Annotated in this window: 8 protein-coding genes; all 8 read left to right on the top strand. The window is 63.8% G+C overall.

The genetic code is table 11. The features are described from left to right. Positions 1 to 29 precede the first annotated feature (29 nt). Entirely contained in the window at positions 30 to 704 is a 675-nt protein-coding gene (gene trmB / locus Thiowin_RS20760) for a tRNA (guanosine(46)-N7)-methyltransferase TrmB (protein WP_328984873.1), read from the top strand. A 130-nt stretch (positions 705 to 834) separates the two neighbouring features. Next, on the top strand, positions 835 to 1,161 hold the full coding sequence (locus tag Thiowin_RS20755) for a DUF190 domain-containing protein (RefSeq protein WP_328984872.1): 327 nt from the start codon (positions 835 to 837) through the stop codon (positions 1,159 to 1,161). 6 nt (positions 1,162 to 1,167) lie between these two features. After that, on the top strand, positions 1,168 to 2,442 hold the full coding sequence (serS, locus tag Thiowin_RS20750; protein WP_328984871.1) for a serine--tRNA ligase: 1,275 nt from the start codon (positions 1,168 to 1,170) through the stop codon (positions 2,440 to 2,442). Between the two features lie 260 nt (positions 2,443 to 2,702). After that, positions 2,703 to 4,718, top strand: a complete 2,016-nt coding sequence (locus Thiowin_RS20745) for a TolC family protein (protein WP_328984870.1) — start codon at positions 2,703 to 2,705, stop codon at positions 4,716 to 4,718. A gap of 38 nt (positions 4,719 to 4,756) precedes the next feature. Further along, the gene (locus tag Thiowin_RS20740) at positions 4,757 to 6,457 is read left to right on the top strand and encodes a helix-turn-helix domain-containing protein (protein ID WP_328984869.1); all 1,701 of its coding nucleotides are present in this window, start codon (positions 4,757 to 4,759) and stop codon (positions 6,455 to 6,457) included. 70 nt (positions 6,458 to 6,527) lie between these two features. Next, positions 6,528 to 10,379: a peptidase domain-containing ABC transporter gene (locus Thiowin_RS20735; protein ID WP_328984868.1), complete on the top strand. Its 3,852-nt coding sequence runs from the start codon at positions 6,528 to 6,530 to the stop codon at positions 10,377 to 10,379. Next, complete coding sequence (locus Thiowin_RS20730) at positions 10,379 to 11,779, top strand: HlyD family type I secretion periplasmic adaptor subunit (RefSeq protein WP_328984867.1); 1,401 nt, start codon at positions 10,379 to 10,381, stop codon at positions 11,777 to 11,779. Before Thiowin_RS20735 ends, Thiowin_RS20730 begins: the two co-directional genes overlap by 1 nt. Before the next feature lie 93 nt (positions 11,780 to 11,872). Next, positions 11,873 to 13,018, top strand: coding sequence for an ATP-binding protein (locus tag Thiowin_RS20725; RefSeq protein WP_328984866.1), 1,146 nt, complete (start codon positions 11,873 to 11,875; stop codon positions 13,016 to 13,018). The last annotated feature ends 53 nt before the right edge of the window (positions 13,019 to 13,071 follow it).

The raw sequence follows: 13,071 nt of genomic DNA, 5'->3' as shown, positions 1-13,071 counted from the left end.
CTTCGTCATCGGACCTCCGCGGTCGGCCCGTGCGCAGCTTCGTGCTGCGCGAGGGACGGCTAACAGCGGCCCAAGCACGCGCCTTCGAGACCTTATGGCCCCGTTTCGGGCTTGGCTGGGCGCCAGATCGGCCGCTCGACCTGCCGGCGCTCTTTGGTAATGATCAGCCCGTTGTGCTGGAGATCGGCTTCGGCAATGGCGAGGCATTGCTGCACATGGCGGCCCGCTATCCCGAGCGCAACTATCTGGGACTCGAGGTTCATCGCCCCGGCATTGGGCACCTGTTGCTTGCGTTGGAAAGCGCGGGCCTGAACAATGTCCGCCTGTTGCGCGAGGATGCCTGCGCCCTGCTGGCGCGCGGACTGGCGCCGGCCAGCCTGGCCGGAGTGTGCCTGTTTTTCCCTGATCCCTGGCCAAAAAAGCGCCATCACAAGCGCCGCATCGTGCAGCCGGGCTTTATCGACGATCTGGCGCGGGTACTGGTCGGAGGCGGCTTTTTCCATGCCGCGACCGACTGGGCGCCTTATGCCGACTGGATGCTCGAGCATCTGCGCGCGGCCTCGGATCGGTTCGAGAATCTCTCCACCAGCGGAGATTTCGTGCCGCGCCCGCCGGATCGTCCCCAGACCCGTTTCGAACGCCGTGGCGAGCGCTTGGGGCAGCCGGCGCGCGATCTGCTGTTTCGGCGGCGGCAGGGGCGTTGAAGAGTGAGCAAAGACAAAGACAAAGACAAAGACAAAGACAAAGACAAAGACAAAGGCATTCCATCGACTGAAACGCATCGATTAAAAACCATCCAGGAGCCGCTTGCCGCGGAACAATAAGGGGGCAACAATGACATTGATCGAAGCCACCATGGTGCGCGTGTATCTGTCGGAATCGGATCGCGAACTCAAACCCCTGCTTAAATGCCTGCACGATGAGTTGCATGTCTGCGGAGCGACCGTGATGCGGGGGGTGGCCGGTTTTGGCGCCTCGGGCGTGGTCCACAGCGCCAGCCTGCTCGATTTGTCCGCTGATCTGCCCTTGGTGCTGGAGTTCTTCGACCGGCCCGAGCGCGCGCGCGCGGCCATCGAGCGGATTCGCGATTTTGTCGATACAGGGCACCTGGTATCCTGGAACGTGCTGGTGGAGCCAGCCCAATTGGACCAACAGGCTTAAAGACTCATGCTAGACCCCCGATTGTTACGCGCGGAACTCGACCAAGTCGCCGCCCTCCTGGCGCGCCGTGGCTTCGCGCTCGACACCCAGGCCATCCGGGCGCTCGAAGACCGGCGCAAACAGCTGCAGGTGCGGGTGCAGGAGCTGCAAAACCTGCGCAACACCCGCTCCAAGGCCATCGGCAAGGCGCGCGCGGCGGGTGAGGATATCGAACCGCTCAAGGTCGAGGTCAGCGCCTTTGGCGAGGAACTCAAGCAACTCGATGCCGAGCTTGGTGATATTCAGAACCAACAGCGCGCCATCGCGCTCGGACTGCCCAATCTCCCCGCTGCCAGCGTCCCCGATGGCAAGGACGAAAGCGCCAACCGCGAGGAGCGCCGCTGGGGCGAGCCGCCGGTGTTTGATTTTGAACCGCGCGACCACGTAGACCTGGGCGCCGCCGGGGGGTGGATCGACTTCGAGCGCGCCGCCGACATCGCCGCCGCCCGCTTCGTGGTGCTCCATGGTCCCATGGCCCGGCTGCAACGCGCGCTGGTGCAGTTCATGCTCGATGTTCACACCCAGGAGCATGGCTATCAGGAGGTCTATGTGCCCTACCTGGTCAACGCCACCAGCCTGGAAGGCACCGGACAGTTGCCCAAGTTCGAGCAGGATTTGTTCAAAATCCCCGGCGAGCGGGACTTTTATCTCATCCCCACCGCCGAGGTGCCGGTGACCAACCTGCTGCGCGACAGCATTCAGGAGGTCGACAGCCTGCCGCGCCGCTTCGTCGCCCACACCCCTTGTTTTCGCAGCGAGGCCGGTTCCCATGGCAAGGACACCCGCGGCATGATCCGCCAGCACCAGTTCGAGAAGGTCGAGCTGGTTCAGGCGGTGCGCCCCGAGGATTCCATGGCCGCGCTCGAACAACTCACCGGCCATGCCGAGGCCATTTTGCAGAAGCTGGAACTGCCCTATCGGGTGGTGACACTCTGCGCCGGCGATCTCGGTTTCTCCGCCACCAAGACCTACGATCTCGAAGTCTGGCTGCCCGGCCAGCAGTGCTATCGCGAGATTTCCTCCTGCAGCAACTTCGCCGACTTCCAGGCCCGCCGTCTACTTGCCCGCTACCGCAACCCCGAGACCGGCAAGCCCGAACTGCTGCACACCTTGAATGGCTCCGGCCTCGCCGTTGGGCGCACCTTGGTCGCGCTGATCGAAAACGGCCAGCAGGCTGATGGCGGGATTCGTATTCCCCAAGCCCTCCAACCCTATCTGGCTGGGCAAGAACGCCTGCATTGAGGCCCTGGTTCCGAGAATTGCTCTCTCTGTCTTTGTGCGAATCGGACACGAGAGCAGTTTTCGCGCATCTGTGCCTGCTTGGTCACTGAGAGTTTTACTCTAACCTCTATAGTGAAAATCCCTTGCGAAATAGCGATGTATCGCTTATTCTTGGCGTAATGCCTAAGCCGTGCCGTGGGCTCAAGACAAAATGCGCCGGAGCGCATCGCCGTCGCCACGCAAAGCGCTGAATCCGTCGATGCAAGGAGGTGCTCTTGGGAATGCTTCTTCACGGAGCCCGTCTGCTCGGGCATCCACATCCGCTCGGGCGTCCAATGGCAGGGTACCAAGGGGCCTGGGTGGCGCGAGTGGTCTTGTTGGTGCTTCTTGTCGCCCTGCTTGCGGGCTGCGCCATTAAACGGCCGCGCTACGACACGCCGGATATCCCGCTCTCCGATGGCTACACCAACCCGCTGTTCAGCGCGGGCACCGCCTGGGATCCAAAGCCCAAGACAGCCGCGCTGGCGTTCTGGTGGCGGCTGTTCGACAACGAGGATCTCAACCGTCTCATCGACCGCGCCATCGCCAACGATCCTGACCTGCGCATCGCATCCCAGCGCGTGATGCAGGCTCTGGCGCGATCCTCCCAGGCCAAGGGCGGGCGCCTGCCCGAGGTCTCCCTGCCCGCGCGTTATGAATATGAATCCCCCGATGGCGGGGCGGGCTCGCGCGCTCGCGGAGAGGATCTGGTCACCCGCGAGACCTATCAAATCGGACTGCGCGGCGACTGGCGCGTGGATCTTTGGGGTGAGCTGGAATCTCTGGCCGACTCCGCTGACTACGCCCTATGGCGCGCGGTCTTCGATTACGACGAACGCCTGCGCCAGCTGAGCAGCGACGTGGTCAGGGCCTTTGTCGACTATCTGGTGCTCAATGACCGCATGCGGGTCGCCGCCGAGACCGAGAAGGTGCTCGACAACATGCTGGCTGGCATGCTCAAGCGCCTGGAATCGGGCGATGCGACAGTCATTGATGTCGACCAGCAGCGCACGGCGGTGAAAGGTGTGCAAACCGACATGCCAGCCATCGCCCTGGAGCAGGTCCGGGTCAAGAACCGGCTGGTGGCCCTGGTGGGCGCGCTGCCGGCGAGCGTCAGTCTGCCGAGCTACGGGCTATCACTGCTCGACAAGCCGCGCGTGAAGCCGGGCATTCCGGCCGCCCTGTTGTTGCAGAGGCCCGATGTTCGCGCGGTCGAGGCGGGCCTGCTGGCGGCGGACGCGGATATCGACGTGGCGCGCGCGCGCGTGCTCCCGCCCCTGGACCTGACGGCCGAGGCCGGTTTCGGCAGCGAATTCATCGAAGAAGTCTTTATGCCGCATACGGTGTTTTATCGCTTCATCGGCAACCTTTCAGCGACCGTGTTTGACGCGGGGCGGCGCAAGCGCGAGGTCGATTACTCCCGCGCCGTCTACGAGGAACTCCTCGAGACCTATGTGAAAGTCATCTATGGCGCCGGTATCGAGGTGGAGAACGCCCTGGCCACCATCGAGCAGACGCGGCAGCGCTTCAAACTCCAGCAGGAGGCCACCAACGCGGCACGCCGGGCTTGGACCAACAGCCAGGAAGCCTATCTTGGCGGGGCCATCGATTACCTGACCTGGTTGGACACGGCGCGCACCTATCACCGCAACCTCGACAATCTGCACATCTTCAGCGGCGATAATTATCGCGGCTATGCCGATCTGTTCTCCTCCCTGGGTGGTGGTGCTCCGCTGCGCGCGCCCCTGCCGGGCGACGGGCGCCGCCCGACGCTCGAGCTGGCCAGTATCCTAAGCGGCGACACGCCACCCTTGACCACGACGATTCTCTGGCCACCCAGCGACGGCTGGTATGAAAACAAACCCTCGCGCGCGCAAGCCGGCACCGGACGCACGGCTGGACGCACAGAGGTGCGGGAATGGCTGGTGCACCTGTCGGGCATTCACACCCGCGAGGGACTCGAGGCCACCTGGCGCGACCTGCTCACCCGCTTCCCCGAACTGGTCGATGGCAAGGCGCTGCTGGCGCTGAACCCCATCCCAACGCTCAAGCCCGAGGGACGCGCCGCGACCTGGTATCGGCTCGCGGTCGAGGTCTTCCCTGCCCAACAACAGGCGGAATCCTGGTGTCTTAGGTTGCGCGGGGAGCAGACGCGTTGCGATGTACGGGCCTATGACCAGAGCGATGTCGTGGTCGGACGCTTCCCCTGGCCCGATCCTCTTCTGCTCCCAAGCGCGGACGATCAAAACACGAAATAGCCGATCAGGGGTTGATCAACGGATGACTGGATGAACGGATGAACGGATCACCGGCTCCAAAAGGGGCGAAGGGGGCGCCACGCCAGCTTGAGCTAACGCCGCGGCAGCGGCAAATCCTGAGTCTGATCTGCAAGGGCAAGGCGAACAAGGAAATTGCCCGCGACCTGGATATCAGTCTAGGCACCGTCAAACAGCACATTGCCGCGCTTTTTAAGCGCATGAATGTGCAAAACCGCAGCATGGCCGTCGCTCAAGGCAAGGGGTTGTTCGACCAGCCGTCATCCGGCCCCGGCGCCGTCACCCCGCCAAGGATTGTCGGGGGGGATGCAACAGACGAGGTGCTGCTGATCCGCCGCCCCTGCATTGTGCTGGCTCTGACAGTTGCGTCCTCTTTCGACGCGGCCAGTTGTCAAGCCTTCCAGGCCCGGCTTGCGACCTTGGGGCCCGCGATGGGCGCGGTGCATTTGTCCCGAGGAGCGGCCGGGGCGGTCCTGCTGTTTGGTGTGCGCAAAGCCTCGGTCTGGGATTCGATCAAGGCACTGCTGCTGCTGCGGCAACTGCGCGATTGGGTTGCCGAGCGCGGCGCGAGCAAGGATCAGCCCCTGAGCGCCGCGCTCGATGCCGGTATCGCGGTGATCAGCATTAATCCCCAAGGCAGCTGGTCTGGAGACACGGTGGCGACCCCGGTGATTTCCGTCACCCGTCGGCTGCTGGCGACCTTGTCCGCCGGCACCCTGGGTATTGGTAAGCAGGCCCTGCATCTGCTCGCGGCCTTTCACGCCGGTGAGGCCTTATCCTCGCGCAACCTCTCCGGTGACCATGGGCTGGCGCTGCGCGATCTCGAACGGTTGTTCAAGCTCGACTTTGAACGCAACACCAGCGATCAGTCCGCCCGGTCGCACTGGCAAGGGCTCGGCGCTATCCTGGACGCCCGGCGCGGGCAACGCCTGCAGCTGCTCGGGCCTCAGGGAAGCGGCAAAACGCATCTGTGCCGCGCGCTTCTCGCGCGGGCGCGCGCCCTGGGCCGGGAGGCGCGCTATCTGCGGGTGCTGCCAGAGACGCCCGCGGCGCCCATGCTCGCCGATGCCGATAGCGGCACCAGGGTGACGGACGAAGCCCTGGCCGCCCTGGTCGCCACAGTCGCCGCGGCCGAGGGCGGGCTCTTGATCATCGACGATTTCGATCTGCTGGCGCCGAGCGCGCGCTCGGCCTTGGCGCTGCAACTGCAGCCGGTGCCAGCCGCCACAGGACTGCTGGTGCTCACCGCTCGGGAGCAGGCCATCGCCGGAGGCGACACCCTGATGCTCGCGGGGCTGGATGCGCCCGAACTGGAGCGGCTCCTGGCGGGCAAGGGGGGGGCAGGGGCCGATGACCGGAATCTGGATCCCTCGGCCTTGCTTGCCTGGATCCAGGGTCGACCGCTCTTTGCCCTGGAGCTGGCGGCCCAGGAATGGATCGCCGATGCGCCGCGGGGCCTGCCCCTGCCGGTGCTGCTTGCCATGGCCAGTGAGTTTGACCAGCATCGGCTCGATTGGCGACTCTTGCGCGCCCTGAATGAAGGGATGCTTGAACCCACCGCGGAGCGCATCCATGCATTGACCGCCATGCCCATCGCGGAGATCGAGGCAGGCATCACCGCGGCGGTCGCGGCTGGTTTGCTGATGAGGGCGGGGCCGAATGGGCATCCGCGGTTCACGAGCGCGCTGATGCAGCGGGCGGTGGAGGCAATCCTGGTATGAACGCCGAGGTCCAGACATGCAAGCTGTCGGCAGAGCAAAACAACACGAAAAGGACTTATTGAAAACGGATATGGCAACCAGGAAGCATCGACTCGCGGCGATTGGGCGTCTGTTCGGCAACGCTGAACTGCGTACTGTCTTGCCTGGCCTCATGGTCAGCGCCTTTCTCTCCAATCTGCTCGCGCTTGCCCTCCCTCTGGCGATTTTGCAGATTCTTGATCGTGTCGTGGTCAATCAGGCCCTGTCGACTCTCGCTTTCCTGGCACTGGGGTTGATGGTCGCCATCCTGCTCGAGCAGACGCTGCGCCTGACCAATAGCATCATCACCGGCTGGCTAACGGCGCGCCAGGAGCATCGCCTGACGGTGGCCATTGCCGAGCATCTGTTTCAGGTGCCGCTGCGGCGCTATCAGCGCGAGGAACCCAGCGCCTATTCGGAGAAGTTGCGCAACGCCAATCGCATCGCTCGCTTCCATTCGGGCGAGGCTGTCCTGGGGCTGCTCGACATGCCCTTTGTGATTTTGTTTTTGCTGCTCATTGGCTTCATCGGCGGCTATCTGGTGATTTATCCGCTGCTGCTGATCCTCATCTTTCTGCTCATCATGGCCGGCTATGCGCGCCATGGCGGTCAGGTGCATGCTGGGCAAATCGGGCAGCAGGAGCGTCGCTTTGGCTTTTTGTTCGAGGTGTTCGCCGGCATCCACTCGGTCAAGGCCATGATGATGGAGAGCCTGATGCTGCGCCGCTACGAGCGCTTGCAGCGCGCCAGTTCCGAAGCCGGCGAGCAAGCCGCCGATCTCAACAATCGGCTTGATCGCATTGGGCATTATTTTTCCCAACTCATGGTGGTGGGGGTGATTTTCCTTGGCTCCTGGTTCGTCATCCAAGGGGAGATGACCCCGGGTGGACTGGCCGCCAGCCTGATTCTGTCGGTGCGGCTGATGCGCCCGCTGCGCCGCGTGCTGAGCGTGCGCAACCAGATCGATGACTTCGAGCGCGCCGATGCGCGCTTGCAATCCTTGCTCGATCTGCCCGTGATCGAGGACGCCGGCAAACCACCGCTGCCGCCCATCGGCCAGGGAATCGAGCTGCGCGATCTCAGCCTGCGCTATCGCGAGGAGCCGCTGTTCAGCGGCCTTTCGCTCAGTTTGCCCAAGGGCGCCTGCATTGCCATTCAAAGCGAGAGCGGCACTGGCAAAACGGCCCTGCTCAATGTGCTCAGCGGGGCCGAGCAGCCCGATGGCGGCGAGGTGCTGGTGGACGGCCATCCGCTCTCGGATTTCGCGGTCAGCTCGCTGCCGGGCCGAATCGGACTGCTGCCACAGTCCGGCACCCTGATCGCGGGGACCATCCTCGAAAATCTGACCATGTTCGATGACAGCCTCAATGACCGTGCGCTGGCCGTCGCGCGCGACCTGGGGCTGGATCATTTTGTCGCCGGGATGAAATTCGGCTACGAGACCCGCTTGGGTGAGAACGCCATTGAGATGCTCGCCGGTGGCACCCGCCAGCTCATCGGCATCGTGCGCGCGCTGGCGCGCGAGCCGGACGTGATTTTGTTCGACGAGGCCAATCTCTCGCTCGACATGGACAGCGACCAAACCGTGCGCCGCTATCTGGAGCGGCAACGCGGCCAGCGCACCATCGTTCTGGTCACCCATCGCCCGTCCTACCAGGCGCTGGCCGATCAGCTTTACCACCTCGCCGACGGCACCCTGGTCGCGGGGCCGGCACCGGAGAACCCGCTGCCCGAAGGCCCGGCGGAGCAGGCACCGCGCCCGGCGCCGGCCGAGGATCCCGCCGTCATCGTGAACCAGCGCTTTAGCGAACAAAACGATCTGTCGCGCTCCCTGCTGCCTCTGCTCGGCGCCCTCGGTTGGCATGGGCGCCAGCGCGAATTGGCCGAGGCGCTGCCACATTTCGACAATCACATCGATTTGTCCGGCTTTTTCTCCGTCCTGGTGGAGTTGGGCTACCGACCGGCGGCGCTGGGGCCATCGCGGCAGGCGCCGGATGATCGGCTGCTGCCCTGTTTGTTTCTGCCTGAAAAAGGGCCCGCTTGCGTGCTGCTGGGGCGCGAGGCCGACGGACGCCCGCGGATTTTCCACGGCGAGAGCGGCACCGAGACCAGTACCAAAACTGGGACCAAAACTGGCGAGGACGTGTTGCAAGGCGACGGCGAGTATTACGCCTTCCTGGCGGAAGCAGGGGAGGCGGGCGAGAGCGGCGCGCGGCCATGGATTACCAAGATTGCCGATCGCTTCAAGCGTCATCGGCGGATTATTCTGGTGGTGACCCTGCTCACCACGGTGCTCAGCCTGTCGCCGCCGCTCTTTGTGCGCGCCACCTGGGACGCCGTGATTCCGACGCGGGATTTTTCTGTCGCCATCAGCCTACTCATCGGCGTGCTCATCGCCATCGCGCTTGGCTGGATGCTCAGCCTGACGCGCGGGCGGCTGCTGGCCTACATCGGTGGCCGGGCCGACTATATCCTGGGTGTGAACCTCGCCCAGCAGCTCATGCGGCTGCCCTCCGCCGCGCTCGACAAGGTGCCGGTGACGCGCCAGGTGCGGCGCATTCGCGGTCTGAGTCGGCTGCGGGACTATTTTGTCGGCCCCTTGGCGCGGCTGATGTTCGACCTGCCCGCCACCGGGATTTTGGTGCTCGCGCTGGTGCTCATCAACCCTTGGATGAGTATCGTCTTGCTGGTCTCGGTGCTGAGCTTCGCGCTGGCGGCCTGGGTGGTCGTTGGCCAGAGTCGCTCCCTGCTGGGCAACACCTCTAAACGGGTGGCGGCGCGCGCGGAGTTTCTCGATGAAATGCTCACGGCCATGCGGGTGATTCGCCAAACCGGCGCGCAAGACATTTGGCTCCGACGCTTGCGCAAGCTGAGCGCCGGCGCCGCCTTTGCCGGCAGTCAGGAAAGCCGCTTCAACCAATACGTGCGGATCACCGGGCAGGTGATCGCGAATTTAACCGGTCTGGCCGCCCTGATTGTCTCGGCGTTGCTCGCCATCCGTGGCGAGATTACTAACGGCACCCTGATTGCCACCCAGATTTTGACCTGGCGCATTACCGGTCCGCTGCAAAATATCTTCGTCTCCGCCACCGCCGCGACCCGCATCCGGGAAAATGTCAAACAGCTCGACAGCCTGATGCGCCTGCCCACCGAGGCCGATCGCGGCGTGCACCAGACCCTGCGTCCGGAAAGCCCCGGTGCCTTGGATGTCTCGCGGGTGTCCTTTCGCTATTCCAATGACGCCGACCCGTCCCTGCTCGGGGTGAATTTCCAGATCAAGCCCAAGCAATTTGTCGCCATCAGCGGCGCCAGCGGGTCGGGCAAATCAACCCTGCTGAAACTGTTTCTCGGCATGTACTCACCGCAGGCCGGAAGTATTTTTCTCGATGGCGTGGATATTCGCCAGTTGACCGTCGCCGACCTGCGCGGGCGCATCAGCTACATGCCGCAGTTTTGCGACATCTTCTACGGCACAGTGGCGCAGAATCTGATGCTGTCGCATCCCACGGCCACCCGTGAGGAGGTCACCTGGGCCGCGGACATGGGCGGTATTCTGGCCGATTTGGAGGCCTTCCCCGAGGGCCTGGATACGCGCATTTCCGGCAGCCGCCTGAACGAGCTGCCCGGCGGTTTCCGCCAACGGCTGTCGCTCGCGCGCGCCATGCTCAAACCCGCGCCCATCGTGCTGATGGACGAGCCGGGCAATGGCATGGACACCGAGGGCGAGCAGGCGCTACTTCGCTGTCTGCAATGGCTGCGCGGGCGCGTGACCCTGGTGGTGGTCACGCCCAGGCCCGGTCATTTGCGCCTGGCCGATGTGGTGGTGTCCATGCGCAACGCGCGCGTCGAGGCCATCGGACCCTATGAAACCCTGCAAAAAGGCGACAAGCGAGGAGCGCGCTGATGACAAAGGGGCTGAAGAACGGATCAATCGCCGAACCCAAACACGGCCTGAAACAGCTCAACGCCGAGCCGGCCCGGGCGAAAAACCGCCTCAGCAGCCGCCAGCGTCGGCTGCTCTCGGAGACCGTTCGGCTGGAGGAAGAGCTGGTCCCGGCCTTTTTCCGCCCGGTGCTCTATCTCATCTCGGCGGTGGTCATCGCCTTTTTGGTCTGGGCTGGCACCACGGAACTGAGCGAAGTGGCCATCGCTCCGGGACGCGTCATCCCGGCTGGCAAAATCAAGGTTGTCCAGCATCTCGATGGCGGTGTCGTTGAAAGCATCCATGTCGAGGAGCGCGAACTGGTGGCCGCGGGCGATGTGCTTTTGCAAATCGACGGCTCCCAGGCCGAGGCCGATCAACTGCAAATGCGCGCGCGGCTGGCGGCGCTGCGGCTCAAGGGCGACCGCCTGCAAGCCTTCATGAACGGACGCGAGCCGGATTTTTCCGCCTACGAGGACAGTTATCCCAGCCTGGTTGCCGATCAACGGGCCATTTTCCTCAATCAAACCGCCACGCGCGACTCCACCCTCGAGATCCTCAGCCGCCAGATCGAACAGCGTGAGCGCCGCATCGATCAGCTCAAGGACGCACTCGCCACCGCCAAGGAGCACCAGGAACTCACCGGCGAACTCATCGCCATGCGCGAGCAACTCGGCCAACGCAAACTGGTGGATCGCTCCACCGTGCTCGAAACCCGCCGCGCCCAGGTCACCGCCATCGGCGAGGTTGCGCGCCTGAGCGAGGAAATCGACCTGGTCATGCAGGAGCTGGCGGAAAGCGAAACCCGCCTGCTCGACACCGCCAATCAGCTCAAACGCGACGCCGCCAGTGAGCTGGGCAATGTTCGCGCCGAAATTGCCGAGGTGCAGGAAACTCTCCAGCGGCTGGACGCGCGGGTCCGGCGCCTGGACGTGATCGCGCCCATCAGCGGCTATGTGCTCGATCTTAAGGTGCAGACCATCGGCCAGGTGGTTCAGCCCGGCGAAGTCCTTATGCAAATCGTCCCCGACAACACTCCGCTCGAAGCCGAAGTGCGCATCCAGCCACGCGACATCGGCTACGTCGAGCCCGGGCAGCCGGTCAACCTGCGGGTCAGCGCCTACGACTATTCCCGCTACGGTTTCGCCAAGGGCGCCCTGAGACGCATCTCCGCCTCCAGTGTCGTCGCCGACGACGGCGGCGCCTACTTCCTCGGCTGGGTCGCCTTGGATACGCCCTACGTAGGCGACGACGCCGATGTCAATCCGCTGCGGGTCGGCATGGCCGTGGACGCGGAAATCATCACCGGCAAGAAAACCCTGCTCGGCTACCTCGCTCAACCCGTGGTGGACGGCATGTCGCGCGCCTTCAGGGAGCGATAGGCCAGGAGAAGCAACCCGTCAGCCGTCCCGACTATTTTCCAGTCACAAGCAAAATAGTCTTGACTATCTTCCAGAGCATGGAAAGATAGTCAGATGAAACGACTGCTTCAGCCCATGGTGCAGCGCGATCTGGCGCGGAAAATGGTCTTTCTCACCGGTCCGCGCCAGGCTGGCAAGACCACCCTGGCACAGATGATTGCCCGCCAGATTCCCAATGCACAAGTCTTTAACTGGGATGTGCTGGCTGACCGTCGCGTCATGCTGGCGCAAAGCTGGGTGCCCACCGCGCCCTTGCTGGTGTTTGATGAACTGCACAAGATGAAAGACTGGCGCGCCTGGCTCAAAGGTGTGTACGATGGTCGCGTCGCTGGCCAATCCATTCTGGTCACAGGTAGCGCGCGACTGGACGCCTTCCGCCAAGCCGGCGAGTCGCTGGCCGGACGTTATTTTTCCTGGCATCTGCTGCCCGTGACGGTGCGCGAGTTTGTGACAGCGACTGACATCACGCCTGAGAACGCGCTCGACAGGCTGCTGGTGCGCGGCGGATTTCCCGAACCCCTACTGGCCGAAACCGATGCCGATGCGCGGCGCTGGCGCCAGCTGTATCTGGAAGGCCTGATCCGTGATGACATCCTTGAATTCTCTCGCATCGGCGAGGTACGAGCCATGCGGCTGTTTGTGGAAATGCTGCGCGAACGTGTCGGTTCACCTGTCTCCTTGGCCTCCATGGCGCGCGATCTTCAAATCTCTCCCACCACCCTGGGCCGCTATCTGGACATCCTAGAAACCTTGCATATTGTGTTCATCATTCGACCCTTTCACCGCAATATCGCGCGCGCCCTGCTCAAGGAACCCAAGGTGTATTTTTACGACACGGGCCTGGTCAAGGGCGATGACGGCGCCCGGTTCGAGAATGCCTGTGCCAACATGTTGCAGGCCGAGGTGCAGTGGCAGCGTGACGCCGAGGGGCGCGAGACGCGTCTTGGCTACATTCGTGACAAGGAGGGTCGAGAAATCGACTTTGTCCTCTGCGACTCCGGCCAGCCAACCCACCTGATCGAATGCAAATGGTCGAATCCCGCCGTGCCCGGCTATCTAACAGCCACCGCCGCGTGCTTTCCCCAGGCTCAAGCAACCCTGCTGGTGCGACACCCGCGCCAGCGCGAGCAGCGTGGATCGGTATCAGTCGCACCCGCCGCCGAGTGGCTGGCCAGTCTCGGCAGCTCGAAACCCTTCTGACGCTCAGTCTCAGCCGTGAGAGCATCCGCAACCGCCAGAGCGAGCAACGCGAG

The sequence above is a fragment of the Thiorhodovibrio winogradskyi genome, from assembly GCF_036208045.1.
Taxonomy (GTDB): domain Bacteria; phylum Pseudomonadota; class Gammaproteobacteria; order Chromatiales; family Chromatiaceae; genus Thiorhodovibrio; species Thiorhodovibrio winogradskyi.
This window is presented reverse-complemented; position numbering and strand designations above follow the sequence as displayed.